A 15,554-nucleotide genomic window follows, 5' to 3' on the forward strand; every position below is an offset into this window, starting at 1 on the left:
CATCATGCCCCTCCCCGACGCACAGATGATTTCGGACATGCGAGCGGCGCCCGAGGCCGTGAGGCGGCAGGAGGCGGCTCTCGCAGAAGTTTTCCAGGCTCTGGCGGAACGGTTGCGGCGCAAGCCGCCGCAACTCGTCGTCACCTGCGCGCGCGGCAGTTCCGCCCATGCGGCGACCTTCGGGAAGCACCTGATCGAGCGATATCTCGGCACTGTGGTCGCCGCCGCCGCGCCGAGCGTGACGACGATTTACCATCAGCCTCTGCGCCTTGCTGATCAGCTCTTCCTCGCAATTTCGCAGTCCGGCGAGAGCAGCGACATCGTCGAGCAGGCCGCGTCGGCCCGCGCCGGCGGCGCCGTGACCGCCTGCATTACGAACGACCCGGCGAGCGCGCTGGCGCGGGCCTGCGAATTCGTGGCGCCGATGGCGGCAGGGCCTGAGCTCAGCATCCCCGCAACCAAGACATTCATCGCGTCGGTCGCGGCGCTCGCACGATTGGTCGCCTCTTGGGCAGAGGACGAGGCTCTCGCGGAGGCGTTGCGACGATTGCCGGATCGCCTCGCCGCCGCCGGCGAACTCGACTGGAGCCGCCTCCTGGACAGCTTCACCGCAGCCGAAAGCCTCGTAACGATTGGGCGCGGGCCGACGCTTGCCATCGCGCGGGAAGCAGCGCTCAAGCTGAAGGAAACGTCCGATCTCCATGCGGAAGCGTTTTCCGCTGCCGAATTCCTCCATGGCCCCATTGCGCTGGTCGCGCCGTCTTATCCCGTGCTCATGTTCGCGCCGACGGACGCCGCCGCCGTGGGCATGACAGAACTTGCCGCCGACCTCAGGGCCAAGGGGGCGGCGGCCTTCATCACGTCCACGCTCGCGTCGGCGCCGGACCGGCTCCCCGCGCTACCCGATGATCATCCGGAGACCGACGCAATCTGCCTCATTCAGAGCTTCTACGCCATGGTTGTTCGCCTGGCGGCGATGCGCGGGACGAATGTCGATAAACCGCGCCATCTGCGCAAGATCACGCGGACTCGATGAGCGATATGTCCCGACATGCAGTGGCTGCCGATGTCGTTTTCGACGGCGAAAGCCGGCGCGACGATTTCGCCGTTGTGATCGAGGGGTCTCGAATTGCTGCGCTGACGCGGCGGTCGGACCTTCCCTCCACGATCGAGGTTTATCACGCGCCCCCCGGCGCATGGCTCGCGCCGGGCTTCATCGACATTCAGGTCAACGGCGGCGGCGATGTTCTTTTCAACGCCGATCCCACCCCAGCTGCGCTTGTCAAGATTGTCGAAGCGCATCGCAAGTTCGGCGTGACGGCGCTGCTGCCGACGATCATCACCGACAGCGACGAGGTCATGACTGCGGCGCTCGAGGCCGTGGGCGACGTCATGGCGCGCGAGCCCGGCGTTCTCGGCATCCATCTCGAAGGGCCGTTTTTATCGCCAGAAAAACCGGGCGTTCACCGGCGCGACTTCATCCGCCGCCCGCAGCGGCATCATGGCCAAATGCTTGGCGCGTTTCGCAAGGGGGTCCTCCTGGTGACGCTTGCGCCCGAGGAAACGCCCGACGGCTTCGTCGCCGAACTTGTCGCTTTGGGCGCGAAGGTCGCGCTCGGCCATTCGATGGCGACCTATGAACAAACGCGCGCCGCGATGGCCGAAGGGCTCACCGGATTCACGCATCTCTTCAACGCCATGCGTCCGCTTGCCGCCCGCGAGCCCGGTCCTGTCGCGGCGGCGCTGGAATCCCCGCAGGCTTCTTACGGACTCATCGTGGATGGCGAGCATGTAGCGCCGGCCATGCTCAGGCTGGCTTTGCGCGGCGTCGGGCGCCCCATGCTCGTGAGCGACGCCATGCCGCCCGTCGGCGGCATGCGCGACAATTTCGATCTTATGGGCAGGCGCATCGCGGTGCGCGATGGCAGTTGCCGCACACAGGACGACGCGCTCGCGGGATCGTTGATCGAAATGGCCAGCGCGATCCGCAACTGCATCCGGCTTCTTAGCCTTCCACTGGAGGAAGCACTGCGGTTCGCCTCGCTCAACCCGGCCGAGTTTCTCGGTCTCGGCCAGTCGCTCGGTCGTCTTGCGCCGGGCTACCGCGCCGATATGGCGGCGTTCGACCCCAAAGACATTTCGGTCTTTGCAGCCTGGGTCGCGGGGGAAAGATCGGATTACCGCCTCGGCGCTCCATAGGCGACTATGGAGTCATTCGGCCGCCGATTTTTCCCGTTCGGTCATCCGAACATCGTCACGAAGCGCAGGGATGGTGAAATAGAACGCCGCGCCCTCCCCCGGCTTCGCTTTTACGCCAATGCCCCAACCATGGCGGTCGGCGATCGACTTGCAAATCGCGAGCTCGATCCCCGTTCCGGGATATTCCGTCTTGTTGGGAATATGTTTCAGCGGCTCGAATACAGCCTGGGCGAACTCCTCCTTGAAGCCCACGCCGCTATCGGCAATTTCGAGTCGGATGGCGCCATTTTCCACCGCCTCGGAGCTGATGCGAATTTTCGCAGACTCGCCCGCTTTTCGATATTTCACCGCGTTGCCGAGAATGTTCCGAATGAGACAAGCGAACTGGGACCGGTCCGCCTGAAACCTCAGCGCGGGGACTTTCACGCAAATTTCTAGTCCCTCGTGCGTGCCCTCGAGTTCAAGAAGCAGCCCGTCTATTTCTTCTCGCATGTCGAGAATTTCGAGACGTTGGCCGCCCATGACCGCGCCGGAATAGGTCAATAAATCATCGACGAGCTTTCGCGCGGTTGCAGCGTAGCCGCGGACGGACTCCTGTGCGTAGGCCATGTCCGCCTTGTTGGAGGACGCCAGAGCGTTTTCGAGCAGCTCGGAGAACGCCTCTATCTTGCGTAATGGCTCCTGGAGATCGAGCGAGGTGACATAAATGAAGCGGGCAAGCGGCTCCGAGGTCGTCGCGGCGGCATAGTCGCTTTCGAGCGCCTGCTTGAGATTTTCCACCGTCCGCCTTGCGCCTTCGTCGAGCGACTCGCGCAGGATCTGCCGGAACGGGCGCATGAACAGCCGACGCTCCTCCACTTCTATATCGAATTTGACAAGCGTCGACTCGTCCGTCTGCCTGCGGAATTCGTAATGTGCAGTGAAGGGTTCCGTCAGGCCCTTCAGGCAAATTGCGTTCGGCGGCGCAAAAGATTGGATTTCAAAAGTCGACACCGTGCGAATGCCGCGATCGAGCGTCGTCTGCCGAGCCTTCATCCCTGTCTTTGCGGAGCCTTTCGCAAACGGCTCGAACTCGACCACTTGCGGAGACCAACGCGTGTAGTTCGTGAAAAACCCGTGTCCCGCAAAATCGAATACCGCGCAGAGCGGGCGATGAACCACGATCGATGCGGCGCCGCCAATCACTCGCGCCGATCTGGAGGTGAGCATTGCAGGGCCTCCTGGAAAGCAACCAGCCTGAAACGAAAGTTGGTGACAGGCCGCCTCATATTCAACTATGAACCAGTCTCCCGCTTCTGTTCCAGTCCCATCGGCCACTTGATTTCTCTCGAAAACGAACGACGTTTCGCTTCGAGAGCCTGTGGCGGGTTCTACGGAGAGACAAGACTATGAGCGCGGGCGTCGAAGGCGGTCTTCTTGTCCTTGCAGTCGGGCTGTTCCTGCTTCTGCTGATTGCCGAGAAGCGACGGCCATACCGGCCGACGCCAACGTCCAGTCTGAGGCAGTCCCTCACGACGAACGCGTCAGCCTTTTTGTTCAACAATCTCGTGATGAACGCGCTGTCGCTCTCGAGCCTTTTCGTCGTCGCGCAACGCTACGGTTCGCACGGGCTGCTGCACGGCCTCGACGATGGCCCGATGAAACTGGCGCTCAGCTTCGTGTTCTTCGATTTTGTCGTCTATTGCTGGCACTTCCTTGGACATCATTCCGAGCGTCTCTGGCGTCTCCACAAGGTTCATCACAGCGACAAGATCATCCATGTTTCGACTGGCTTGCGCTTTCATGTCCTCGACCAACTCCTGGAGGTCGGCGTGAAATGCATCGCGGTGATGATCGTCGGCGTGGCCGCGCATGTTGTCGTCGTCTGCGAAATTATCCGCATGTTCTTCGTTTTCTTCCACCACGCCAATGTCGCCGTGCCGGGCGAGCGCTGGCTCTCCTATCTGGTCATCACGCCCAGCCTGCACCGCGCGCATCATTCCACGCGCCGGATCGAACACGATAGCAATTACGGCATCGTCCTCGCCTGCTGGGACATTCTTTTCGGCACTCGCAAAGTTCTTGCGCCGCAGGAATTCGGACTTGAAAACGTCGAAGCGCGAAACATCCTCCAGCTTTTCAGCCTGGCTTTCGTTACCGAACATTACTTCGCACGCGTGATGCATCTCCTACCCAGGCCCGACCGGCGCCACGAACTGCGGCCCGCGCCGATCGCCTTGCCTATTCGACGCGAGCGGCGCAGCTAGGAGCTTGGAAACGGGCGCTCGTTCGAATGATCTTCTCGCTCTGACGGGGCGCAGAGCGATGGCAGGAGAGTCTTTTCTCGAAGCAGGACGAGGAACGCGTCTTCTGTCGTCAAGCCGCAGAAGCCAGCCTCTTTGCCCTGCACCCAGTAGATGTCCCACACATTGCGCCACCCATTCGCCTCGAGCGCTTGGATGATCATGTCCTCGTCAAATGTGAAAGTCATGCGCAAGGCCCCGGCGGCGTCCGGCCTCTTTCGCGATATGCTCGCCTTTATGTTGGGCGCGAGTCCCCCTCTGCAAGGCAGAGGCGCGGGCGCAGCCATATCGCGATGGGGGTCTTGCCGCGTGATTTTGCGAATGCTAGAACAAAAATCGAACGCGAGCCGGCCACGGAGATCTGTGGACAAGCGGGCCGGGTGCGCCAGTTGGGACCCTCGTTGCACTAAAGTGCGGCGCGTCACCACGTGGAGAGAGACATGGCGGGTAGCGTCAACAAAGTGATTTTGATCGGCCGCGTCGGGCGCGATCCTGAGACGCGCACATTCCAGAGCGGGGACCGCGTGGTGAGTTTCTCGCTGGCGACAAGTGAGATTTGGAAGGATCGCAACTCGGGCGAGCGCAAAGAGCGCGTCGAGTGGCATTCCATTCAAATCCACAATGAGCGTATCGGGAAAGTCGCCGAGCAATACGTCAAGAAAGGCTCAAACATCTATATCGAGGGCCAGCTTCAAACCCGTGAATATACCGACAAGGACGGCAATCAGCGCAAGGTGACCGAGGTCGTCGTGCCCCGCTTCCGCGGCGAGATGACCCTTCTCGACAGCAAGGGTGGCGGGCGCGGCGAAGGCGATTTCGAGGGCGGCGGCTATGGCCAAAGCGGCGGGGGCTCTTTCGGTCGCTCCTCCCCGATGGAGCGCGCGCCCGCGGAGCGCCGCCCTGCTCCGACGGCCGGTGGCGGCGGCGGGCGCCTGTCCGAGCAGCTGGACGACGACATTCCGTTCTGAGCACGACCCGGCTCGAGCTGGGTGCGAATGCGGGCCGGTATTGCCTCGGGACGCCCGTTGTTATAGCAGAAACAGAGGCGCGGCCGGCCGCGCGATCCAGAGGACTGCGCGCCACAGCGCCGGGAAAGCTCCATGAGCCAGAAGCCGATCAACCTTGTCCATCTCTCCACGTTGATCGCGGTGGCGATCCTCGTTGGAACGGAGCTTGTGGGCGCTTCATGGGCGGCGGGCTGGGCGCTCGGCGGCCTCTTCCAGCTCGACCCTATGGTCAGCCGCGCGATCGAAGTCATCTTCTCGCTTCTGGGCTTTGTGGGCCTTTACTTCTTCATGAAGACCGCCATCCGCAATGAGCCTGTCCGCGGTTGAGGGCTGAAACCCGATCTTGAAGTCTGGAACGCCTGGGGCGCCGCCCCGAGGGCGCCCTATTGCACGGCTATAGTAACAAAAGCATTTTCGCAGGTGATTCGGGAATGATCGACAAGCAAGACCGCCGTTCCTTCCTCAAGACAGCGGCCGCCACGAGCGCGCTCGGCGCCGTTGGGGCCCCACCGGCGAATGCGGCGGGGCCATCCCAAATCACGAATGTGAAGCTCGGCCAAGCCGAGCCCTTCTCCTTCGAGGCGCTGAAGCAGGAGGCGCAGCGGCTCGTCAAGGAGCCCTATCGCAATCCCAACATCCCCTCGCCGGAGATCACCTCGCAGATCGACTACGAGAAGTGGGGACACATCACCTACAACACGGATCACGCGCTCTTCGCCGACACCAAAGATCGTTTTCCGATCGAGTTCTTCCACCTCGGCATGTTCTTTCGAAAGGCCGTTCGCATCCACGTCGTGGAGAACGGCGAGGCGCGCGAGGTGCTCTACGATACCAGCTATTTCAACATGCCCGACGATTCCATCGCGCGGCAGCTGCCGCCTGGCGCTGGCTTCGCGGGCTTCCGCATCCAGGAGTCCAAGGACGGCCCGCTCGACTGGAAGAAGAACGACTGGGTCGCTTTTCTCGGGGCCTCCTATTTCCGCGCGATCGGTGAACTCCGCCAGTACGGCCTCTCCGCGCGCGGCGTCGCGCTCGACACCTGGCAGGCCGGCGCGCCGGAGGAATTCCCAGACTTCACACATATCTACGTCGGGCCGGAGACGCAGGACGGCGTCGTTCTGCATGCGCTCCTCGAGGGTCCGTCCATCGTCGGCGCCTATAAGTTCCTCATGACGCGCGGCAAGGGCGTCGTGATGGACATCGACTGTTCGCTGTATCTGCGGGGCAAATTCACCCGTTTCGGCATCGCCCCGCTGACCTCGATGTACTGGTTCTCCGAGACGGTGAAGCCCACGGGCGTCGACTGGCGCCCCGAGGTCCACGATTCGGACGGACTCAGCATGTGGACGGGAACAGGCGAGCGGCTCTGGCGGCCGCTGAATAACCCTCCGCGTGTGATCGCCTCAGCGTTCGGCGATAAAAATCCCAAGGGCTTCGGCCTGATGCAGCGGGACCGCAATTTCGACCACTATCTCGACGGCGTCTTCTACGACCGCCGCCCGAGCGTGTGGGTCGAGCCGAAGGGCGATTGGGGCGGCGGGGCCATCCATCTCATCGAGATTCCCACAGATGACGAGATTCACGACAACATCGTCGCCATGTGGGTGCCCGAAAAACCGGCCATGCCCGGCGCCAGTTTCGAGCTTTCCTACCGCCTGTACTGGCTTGCCGACGAGCCCTTCCCGTCGCCGCTCGCCCGCTGCGTGGCGACGCGCCTCGGCAATGGCGGTCAGCCGGGAAGGCCGCGCCCCAAGGGCGTGCGCAAATTCATGGTGGAGTTTCTGGGGGAACCGCTCGCCAAGCTGCCCTTCGGCGTGAAACCCGAGCCAGTGCTCTGGGCCTCTCGCGGCAGCTTCTCATATATTTTCACCGAGGCCGTCTTCGATGGCGTGCCGGGACATTGGCGCGCCCAGTTCGACCTCACCGTCGACGGCAAGGAGCCTGTGGAAATGCGGCTCTATCTCAAGAACGGCGACACGATCCTGTCCGAGAACTGGCTCTACCAGTATCATCCGTTCTGACCGCGCCGCCCGAGGCCCTAGCCGAGCCTCATCTGGTAGGAGCCGTCGCGCGCCATGGTAAGAAGCTGCGCCGCCGAGTCTCGCCAGCTCATCGGCGCGACAGTCGTAGGGTGCGGGCGCGCAATCAGCGCCTCCCGCATCCGCGCGGCGAGCGCGTCGCTGTCCAGAAGCGGGAAATAGGTCGCGGTTTCCCCCGCCGCCTCCCGGAACACGGGAATATCCGTCGCAATGACCGGCGTTCCGGAGCGCGCCGCTTCGACGATTGGGAGGCCGAAGCCTTCGGCCACCGAGGCGAGCGCCAGCGCGCGCGCATGGCGATAGAGCAACGCCAAATCGGCGTCCCCGGCATTGGCGAGCCAGAACAGCCTCTTGCCAAATTCCGGATGCCGCGACAGGCGACGCTCGAAATGTCGCATCCCCCAGCCCTTGCCGCCCACGATCACATAGGCGGCGTCGAGACCCTCGGCCCAGAGCTTTTCCATGGCGTCCAGAACGATGGGATGGCCCTTGCGCGGCTCGATGGTGCCGACGCTCAGGAAGTAGGGTCGGCCATGGGCGATCCGCTGCGCCTGCGCGGAAGCTTCGCCCGTTCCCGAGCCCGAAAAATCATCGCCCAGCCGCCACCAGCCAATCGGGAAGCCCTCCTTCCCCTGCCCGCTCGCGACGAGATAGTCGCGCAGGCTCTCAGCGGTGGCGCGGGAATTGGCGATGACGCCGTCGCTCGTCAGAACCACCTTCGGCATCCATTCCTGAAACCGCTGGGCAATGGGAGGGCTGAAAGCGGCAGGGTAGAGGATCGGCAGAATGTCGTGGAGGCACAGGATCGTGGCGCCTCCCTTGGCCTTCACCTCCTCGATGATCGGAGGATATTCGTAGAGATGGTTCCAGCTCGCGTCGAGCATGATGAACATATCGCCCGCCTCGATGGCGATCGTCTCCGCGACGCCCGGATTGCTGTAATAGAGATGCAAGGCGCCCTCGTGGATCGCCACCGGGATGCAAAGACCCATCTCCCAGCCATGACGCGCGATTTCGCGCACGACGCGCTGAATGCCGGTGTTCTTGCCGGACCGCAACGCACTCGTCATGTCGAAAAGCAGGCGCGGACGCTTTGTGAACACGTCCGGAACGGCCTGTGACGCGACGCGCGCCCATTTCGGCGGCCCCCCACGCGCGACAGAGCTGGGAAAGAGCTTGACCCGGAGAGTGCGCAACAGACGGGAGACCGTCCAGTAGAGCTCCTGCGCCTTCAGCCTGACGAATTTCTCGAGCCCCTTCGTCTCCAGCGCGGCAGCCTCGCGCGCCGCAAGCCTGTCGAGATAGGCGCGGATAACGTCGCCATTATCCTGTGCAGAGTGATTTTCGGCCACGATGCGACGTGTTCCCCGGGCGCCCAATATCCCCGCATCACTATTGAACCCTCGCCGGGATGGAAAGCGAAAACGTCGCCGCGGGCGCCGAACCACGCCTTGCCGCTCTGCGCCCGAAAAGGCTATCTTGCGTCCGGCGCAGGCATAAACACGGCCTTGCCGGCCCGCCCTCCCCAACCGCCGAAGCAGACCGAATGGCGAATGAAATCCCCTGCCAGATCGAGATGATCCGCCACGCGCCGAAGCGGCCTGTCACGGCGTTTTTTCGATTTTTCGACGCCGAGGGCGCCTGCGTCCTGGCCTTCCCCTACCGGCTACAGAATCGCGTCACCCATTTCAATGAAGTGATGATGGACCCGCGCCTCTCGGTGGAGATCGACCCCGGCGAGCCCGACGCGCGCATTTCGGTGCGCGTGAGGCCCTGCGACGAGACATACCGGCTCAGGCGCAAGCTCTCCCACTTCCTCGACAATTTCCGCAGAAAGCCCGCGCCCCCGAGGCCCGATCCGGCGCGAATCGTTCCCTTTGAAGCCGAGAGCGTAGCCACGTCATCGGCCACGCCGCTCGTCAGCATCGTCATCCCGACGCGCGACCGCGCCAGCCTGCTCGCGCGCGCCGCGGAAACGCTTTTTGAAACGGCGCGCTGGCCGAACAAGGAGCTGGTGGTCGTCGACAACGGATCGGTCGAAGCGGAGACTTTCGCCCTGTTCGACAGGCTCCGGCGCCTGCCCAATGTCACGATCCTGCGCCGGGACGAACCCTTCAACTTCGCGCGTCTGGTGAACGAGGGCGTTCGCGCATCGCGCGGCGAAGTGCTTGCGCTCCTGAACAATGACGTCGAAACCGACAACCCCGACTGGCTCGCGTCGCTGGTGGCGCTTGCCGTCGATCCGCGCGTCGGCGCTGTCGGCGCGAAGCTCCTTCATGAAGACGGAACCGTGCAGCACGCGGGCATTGCGCTCGGCATTCGCGGGCTTGTCGCTCACGCGGGGTGCGGCCGCGCCGCCGACGATCCAGGCCCCTACGCCATGCTGACGACGACGCGGCGCGTCTCCGCCGTCACGGGCGCCTGCCTCCTGACCCGTCGCGACGTCTTCGACGCGCTCGGCGGATTCGACGAGGAGTTCGTCGTCGAGTTCAACGATGTGGATTATTGCCTGCGCGCCGGCGCGGCGGGCTATGCCGTAATCTGCGCCGCCGAGCCGACCCTCGTCCACAAGGAAGGCTCGACCCGGCAGGCCCGTCCCTTGCGCGAGCGCGAGGTTCTCGACCGCAGCCTGTTCATGCGTCGCTGGGGCCGCGCCCTGATCGACGATCCTTACTATCCGCCCGAACTGACGCTGCGCGACGAATCCCTCACGCTGGCGGAGGCGCCGAATGGCTAGCCTCGTCTCGCCAGCCGACATCCGCTTCTCAGTCGCGCCGATGATGGACTGGACGGATCGGCATTGCCGCTTCTTCCATCGCATGCTCACCCGGCGCGCGCGGCTTTACACGGAGATGCTGACGACAGGCGCCGTCATTCACGGGCAGCGCGACAGGCTGATGGGCTTCGAAGCCTTCGAGCAGCCGGTCGCCTTTCAGCTCGGCGGCTCCGACCCCGGCGACCTCGCGCGCGCGGCAAAAGTCGTGGAAGACTTCGGCTATTGTGAAGTCAATCTCAACGTCGGTTGCCCGTCCGATCGCGTTCAAAATGGCGCCTTCGGCGCCTGTCTCATGCAGCGGCCAGCGCTCGTCGCCGATTGCGTCAAAGCGATGAAGGACGCCGTCGCTCTCCCTGTAACAGTCAAATGCCGGATCGGCGTGGACGAACAGGACCCCGAGCAGGCGCTGTTCGACATGGCGGCGCAATGCATCGACGCCGGCGCCGACGCTCTCTTCGTCCACGCGCGCAAGGCGTGGCTAAAGGGACTTTCGCCCAAGGAAAACCGCGATATTCCCCCGCTCGACTATCCGCTCGTGCATCGGCTCAAGCGCGCCTATCCCGACACGCCGATCGCCATCAATGGCGGCATCTCGACGATCGCGCAGATGCGCGAGCAACTCGAGAACATGGACGGCGTCATGGTTGGTCGCGCCGCCTACCACGATCCCGGACTGCTGCTTTCCGTCGATCCTGAACTCTTCGACGCGCCGGCGCCTGTCGCCGATGGCTTCGCCGCCATCGAGGCGTTTCTGCCCTATATTGAGCGTGAACTGAGTAAGGGTGAAAAGCTTTCCAATATCACCCGCCATATGCTCGGCCTGTTCGCCGGACTGCCGGGCGCGCGCAGCTTCCGCCGGCGGCTGGCGCTGGAAGCGGTGCGATCCGGCGCCGGCGTCGAAGTTCTCGCCGGCGCAACGCGCGAAGTGACCGAGGCCATGTCACGTCTGCGCGACGCTGCGGCGTAAGTAACGTTCAGCCAGCCGATAGAGCTACGAGCATCGCGACTTCCGAGACCTGCTGGGCCGCTCCCAGAACATCCCCGGTATAGCCGCCGATCTGAAGCTGCGCCATTTTCGTAATTGCGATCGCCCCGCCGAAAGCCGCCATCACCGCGACGACGGTCTGCGCCAGCGAGGCGGGGCCAAGAGCCGGCGTCAGAGCGATTGCGCAGCCGAGGTAGAGTGCGACCCGCAAGGCCGGCGCAGACGGCGTCGCCGCCGAGGAGCCGGCCCCATCTCCCCGCGCGGGCAACGAAATCACGAGAGGGATCAGACCGACGGCGCGTGACAGGGCCGAGGCCGCAACGATGGCGATAGCTGCGGAAAGCGCACCACGCTCGCACAGCGCGCCAATGGCTCCGACCCGAACGAGAGTCGATAGGCAGAGCGCCAGCGTGCCATAGGTCCCGAGACGACTGTCGCGCATGATCGCCAGCTTCTGTTCGCGCGTAGCCCCGCCGCCGAAGCCATCCGCGACATCAGCCAGACCGTCTTCATGAAGCGCGCCGGTCGAAAGCGAGAGAACGGCGACAGCAGTTGCCGCCGCGACAATCGGCGGCAGGTGAACAATCGCCGACAAGAGCAAGACAGCGGAGCCCAGCGCTCCAATCGCTGCCCCAGCCACGGGCGTCGCCCAACTCACACGAGAGAAATCGGGCATCGCGTGCCCGTCCACACCCGCCCGAACGGGCAAGCGCGAATAGAAACGCAGGCAGGCGCGGATATCGTCGCCAATCGTTGGAATCATGCCCTCTTCATGATCGACCGCGTCCCCCTTGTCGAGCGCCGGTCGCTCAGTTCATCAGAAAAATCTGAATGCCAGCCGGCGCCATCACGACAAGCATCAGCACAGGCAGAAAGAACACAATCATCGGCACGGTGAGTTTGGGCGGCAGCGACGCAGCAATTCTTTCCGCCTCGATCATCCGCGCATCACGGCTTTCCTGTGCGGTGACGCGCAGCGCCTGGCCGAGCGGCGTGCCATATTTTTCCGCCTGAACGAGCACAGTGGCGACCTGTTTCACGGCCGGAAGGCCCGTTCGCGTTGCGAGATTATTATACGCCGTCCGCCGATCCGGCAGATAATTGAGCTCAGCCGTCGCAAGCGCGAACTCCTCGGCAAGCGCCCTCGACTGCACGCCGATTTCCTGCCCGACTTTTCGGAACGCCATTTCGATGGACATCCCCGACTCCACGCAAATGAGCAATAGATCCAGGGCGTCGGGGAAAGCCCGCCGCATCGATTGCTGGCGCTTGACGGTCGCATTCCTCAAAAAAACTTCCGGAGCCTTTACTCCGGCATATAAGACGCTAATGGAAATCCCGCCTTCCATCACCAAATCCGTTTCCGAATCCCCGAGCAGGTTGAAATATAGGAGCGCGCATAACAGAAAAACAATCGGCGACGCTGCCCTGAAGAACAGAAACGCAATTTCCGCTTGCGGGCCACGATAGCCCGCGCAGGCCAGCCTGTCTTTCACATTCGCGGTATTCAGCCAAGTGGCGAGCGAGTAACGCTCCACAATATCTCTCATATAGGCGTTTGACTCTTGCCGCAGTCCTCTTGGCGACGCATTTTTGGCTCGCTCGCGCTGCCTCATTCTCTCGCGCTCGTTCGAAACGCTTTTCACGCGCTTGGCAAAGCCGCCGTTCTCTATCAGCGAAAACCCGATCGTCACCATAGTTACGACGATGGAAAGGGAGGCGATCACGCCGGCCAGCGCACTCTGATTGCCAAATTTCATCGTGATCCCTTCCAGCATTGAGCCCTCGGACATCTTTCCGTCAAAAGTCGAACTGGATCATCTTACGCATGATGAGAACGCCAATTCCCATCCATAGCAGGCCGCCAGCGAGGCATATCTCGCCAATGGTCGTTGTGTAGAGCACCGCCATGTAGCCCGGATTGAGAACCGACACTGCGGCTCCGACAAGAAATGGCAGAGAGCCGATGATCCCGGCCGACGCCTTCGCTTCTGCCGATATGGACTTTACCTTGCCTTTCATCTTCTTCCTGTCGCGAAGAACACGAGACAGATTTGCAAGAGCCTCGGAGAGGTTGCCGCCGGCCTTTTGCTGGATATTGATCACAATCGCGAAGAAAGACGCCTCAGCGACAGGAACCCTCTCCGCCAAACGCTCGACGGCCTCGCCGACCGTCATCCCGATTGTCAGGGCGTCAACGATGACCTTGAACTCGGATCGTACGGGCTCCTGACCTTCATTCGCAATGACGCGCAGGCAATCGCTGACAGGCAGACCCGCTCTCACGCCACGTATGATGACATCAAGCGCCTCGGGAAATGAGTCAACAAACTGGTTGACCCGGCGCGTCACCATGAAAGAAATCGCCCAGCGGGGAATAGCCCAAGCGCCGACCGGAATGAAGCAGAGCGCCAGCAGCAAATCGCCGCCAACCATATAACCGAGGACAGAAAGAAGCAGGCCAGCGCCAGCCGACCCGGCATAAAATGCCGCCGGCGACCACGTCACGCCGGCCTGTGCGAGCTTCTCCTCGAGACGAAGAGATCGAGACCTGTTTTTTCCACCGACTTCATTGAGGCTGTCGGCAATTACCTTGCGGCGCCTCACCTGTTCGGCCGCCGCTCCCCCCTTGTGATCCACCACCCCGGTCATCAGTGCGGCTTGACGCCTCTTCGCCGTTCCTCCCCCACCGACATACGAATAAAACAGGCCATAAAGCGCTGTTCCGATACTGACCGAGAACAGCATGGCGACGATGAGCTTTTGATCCATCACGGGCGCCCCTGTTCGGCCTTATATATCTTCGGTTACATGGGCGGCCTCCAATGCCGCGACGAGCCGATCTTCCTCTCCGTAATAACGCGCGCGCTCGAGAAACCTCGGGCGCGTGACTCCGGTCGAACGCTGGCGGCCCATCAGCTTGCCGTTGGCGTCCTCGCCCAGGATATCGTAGACAAATAAGTCCTGCATCGTGACCACCTCCCCCTCCGTTCCCACGACCTCGGTGATATGTGTGATGCGGCGAGATCCGTCGCGCAAACGCATGGCTTGGATGATGATGTCGACCGAGGATACGATCATGTCACGAATGGTTTTCGCCGGTAAGGTGAAGCCCCCCATTGTGATCATCGACTCCAGACGGGCAAGCGCTTCTCGCGGCGAATTTGCATGGAGAGTCCCCATCGACCCATCGTGGCCGGTGTTCATGGCCTGCAAGAGATCGAAAGCTTCCGGGCCACGCACCTCGCCTACGATGATGCGCTCGGGGCGCATGCGAAGGCAGTTCTTGACGAGTTCACGCATGGTGATCGCCCCCTGCCCTTCCAGATTTGGCGGGCGCGTTTCCAGGCGCACCACGTGCGGCTGTTGGAGCTGAAGTTCTGCGGCATCCTCGCAAGTAATAACGCGTTCGTCAGTGTCTATGTAATTCGTGAGACAGTTCAGCAGAGTCGTCTTTCCCGACCCCGTGCCGCCAGAAATCAGCACATTGCATCGCACGCGTCCGATTATTTTTAAGACCTCGCCCCCTTCGATCGAGATGGCCCCGAAACGGATCAGTTGGTCTAGTGTAAGCTTGTCTTTTTTGAATTTTCGTATTGTCAGCGCAGGTCCATCAATCGCCAGCGGCGGCGCGATGACATTGACGCGCGAACCATCGAACAGACGCGCGTCGCAGATTGGAGAGGCATCGTCTACGCGACGACCAACCTGCGAAACGATTCTTTGACAGATATTCATCAGCTGCGCATTGTCTCTAAACCGGACATTCGTCAGCTGTATTTTCCCACCCACTTCGATATAGGTTTTATAGGCGCCATTCACCATTATGTCGGCGATGTCGTCACGCGCCAACAAGGGCTCCAGCGGGCCGTAACCGAGAACGTCATTGCATATGTCGTCGAGCAAATCTTCCTGCTCGGCTATCGACATCACCACATTTTTAATGGATATGATTTCGTTGACGATGTCGCGGATTTCCTCCCGCGCATTTTCCACGTCCAGCTTGGAAAGTTGAGCCAGATCGATCGCTTCGATCAAAGCGTTGAATATTATGCCCTTTGTAACGAAATATTCGTCGGACTTAACCGGTTCTGCCGGCTTCGCAGCTGCGACCTGCTCTCTCGGCTCAGCCGCTTGCATTGGGCCCGCGCTTCTCACCCCGTTTACCGAGGCGATGGATTTCTGCCCCCGAGCGCCTGTATCGTTGACGTTGGTACGCTTTCCAAACATCTAAGGATATTCCCCCGCCCATCGGGCCTGTCGCGG

15 protein-coding genes are annotated in these 15,554 nt (G+C 62.2%); 8 read left to right on the forward strand and 7 right to left on the reverse strand.

All coding sequences use genetic code 11. The features are described 5' to 3' along the window. The first annotated feature begins 4 nt into the window (after positions 1 to 4). A complete protein-coding gene (locus WOC76_RS12720; protein WP_341106441.1) occupies positions 5 to 1,036 on the forward strand; it encodes an SIS domain-containing protein in 1,032 nt (343 codons plus the stop codon). Then, entirely contained in the window at positions 1,033 to 2,199 is a 1,167-nt protein-coding gene (gene nagA / locus WOC76_RS12725; protein ID WP_341106440.1) for an N-acetylglucosamine-6-phosphate deacetylase, read from the forward strand. Before WOC76_RS12720 ends, nagA begins: the two co-directional genes overlap by 4 nt. Before the next feature lie 12 nt (positions 2,200 to 2,211). Here the strand turns inward: nagA and WOC76_RS12730 are convergent, their stop codons facing one another. Beyond that, positions 2,212 to 3,408, reverse strand: a complete 1,197-nt coding sequence (locus tag WOC76_RS12730; RefSeq protein ID WP_341106438.1) for an ATP-binding protein — start codon at positions 3,406 to 3,408, stop codon at positions 2,212 to 2,214. A gap of 179 nt (positions 3,409 to 3,587) precedes the next feature. Here WOC76_RS12730 and WOC76_RS12735 point away from each other — a divergent pair, with 179 nt between their 5' ends. After that, the gene (locus tag WOC76_RS12735) at positions 3,588 to 4,445 is read left to right on the forward strand and encodes a sterol desaturase family protein (protein WP_341106436.1); all 858 of its coding nucleotides are present in this window, start codon (positions 3,588 to 3,590) and stop codon (positions 4,443 to 4,445) included. On the opposite strand, the gene WOC76_RS12740 is transcribed toward WOC76_RS12735, so the two are convergent. Further along, on the reverse strand, positions 4,442 to 4,669 hold the full coding sequence (locus WOC76_RS12740; RefSeq protein ID WP_341106434.1) for a hypothetical protein: 228 nt from the start codon (positions 4,667 to 4,669) through the stop codon (positions 4,442 to 4,444). The two genes, WOC76_RS12735 and WOC76_RS12740, sit on opposite strands and share 4 nt — an antisense overlap. Before the next feature lie 252 nt (positions 4,670 to 4,921). Here WOC76_RS12740 and ssb point away from each other — a divergent pair, with 252 nt between their 5' ends. The 3 genes from ssb (at position 4,922) to WOC76_RS12755 (ending at position 7,509) form a co-directional block, all read left to right on the forward strand. Beyond that, on the forward strand, positions 4,922 to 5,449 hold the full coding sequence (gene ssb / locus WOC76_RS12745) for a single-stranded DNA-binding protein (protein ID WP_341106432.1): 528 nt from the start codon (positions 4,922 to 4,924) through the stop codon (positions 5,447 to 5,449). A gap of 132 nt (positions 5,450 to 5,581) precedes the next feature. Next, positions 5,582 to 5,815 (forward strand): hypothetical protein, encoded by a 234-nt coding sequence (locus WOC76_RS12750; protein ID WP_341106431.1) that lies wholly within the window; start codon positions 5,582 to 5,584, stop codon positions 5,813 to 5,815. 104 nt (positions 5,816 to 5,919) lie between these two features. Beyond that, positions 5,920 to 7,509: a glucan biosynthesis protein gene (locus WOC76_RS12755; RefSeq protein ID WP_341106429.1), complete on the forward strand. Its 1,590-nt coding sequence runs from the start codon at positions 5,920 to 5,922 to the stop codon at positions 7,507 to 7,509. A 17-nt stretch (positions 7,510 to 7,526) separates the two neighbouring features. Here the strand turns inward: WOC76_RS12755 and WOC76_RS12760 are convergent, their stop codons facing one another. After that, on the reverse strand, positions 7,527 to 8,879 hold the full coding sequence (locus WOC76_RS12760) for a glycosyltransferase family 4 protein (protein WP_341106427.1): 1,353 nt from the start codon (positions 8,877 to 8,879) through the stop codon (positions 7,527 to 7,529). A gap of 194 nt (positions 8,880 to 9,073) precedes the next feature. On the opposite strand from WOC76_RS12760, the gene WOC76_RS12765 reads away from it, so the two are divergent. Together WOC76_RS12765 and dusA are read left to right on the forward strand one after the other, a co-directional pair. Next, positions 9,074 to 10,264, forward strand: coding sequence for a glycosyltransferase family 2 protein (locus WOC76_RS12765; protein ID WP_341106426.1), 1,191 nt, complete (start codon positions 9,074 to 9,076; stop codon positions 10,262 to 10,264). Beyond that, positions 10,257 to 11,270 (forward strand): tRNA dihydrouridine(20/20a) synthase DusA, encoded by a 1,014-nt coding sequence (dusA, locus tag WOC76_RS12770; protein ID WP_341106425.1) that lies wholly within the window; start codon positions 10,257 to 10,259, stop codon positions 11,268 to 11,270. Before WOC76_RS12765 ends, dusA begins: the two co-directional genes overlap by 8 nt. A 7-nt stretch (positions 11,271 to 11,277) precedes the next feature. Here dusA and cobS read toward each other — a convergent pair whose 3' ends face one another. Genes cobS through WOC76_RS12790 form a run of 4 tightly spaced genes read right to left on the reverse strand, consistent with a single transcriptional unit; the run spans position 11,278 to position 15,518 of the window. Then, on the reverse strand, positions 11,278 to 12,051 hold the full coding sequence (cobS, locus tag WOC76_RS12775; RefSeq protein ID WP_341106423.1) for an adenosylcobinamide-GDP ribazoletransferase: 774 nt from the start codon (positions 12,049 to 12,051) through the stop codon (positions 11,278 to 11,280). A 46-nt stretch (positions 12,052 to 12,097) separates the two neighbouring features. Further along, complete coding sequence (locus WOC76_RS12780; protein WP_341106421.1) at positions 12,098 to 13,066, reverse strand: type II secretion system F family protein; 969 nt, start codon at positions 13,064 to 13,066, stop codon at positions 12,098 to 12,100. A 22-nt stretch (positions 13,067 to 13,088) separates the two neighbouring features. Beyond that, positions 13,089 to 14,060, reverse strand: coding sequence for a type II secretion system F family protein (locus tag WOC76_RS12785; protein WP_341388579.1), 972 nt, complete (start codon positions 14,058 to 14,060; stop codon positions 13,089 to 13,091). 21 nt (positions 14,061 to 14,081) lie between these two features. After that, positions 14,082 to 15,518, reverse strand: coding sequence for a CpaF family protein (locus WOC76_RS12790; protein ID WP_341431437.1), 1,437 nt, complete (start codon positions 15,516 to 15,518; stop codon positions 14,082 to 14,084). Between the last annotated feature and the right edge of the window lie 36 nt (positions 15,519 to 15,554).

The sequence above is a fragment of the Methylocystis sp. IM3 genome (assembly GCF_038070105.1).
GTDB lineage: Bacteria > Pseudomonadota > Alphaproteobacteria > Rhizobiales > Beijerinckiaceae > Methylocystis.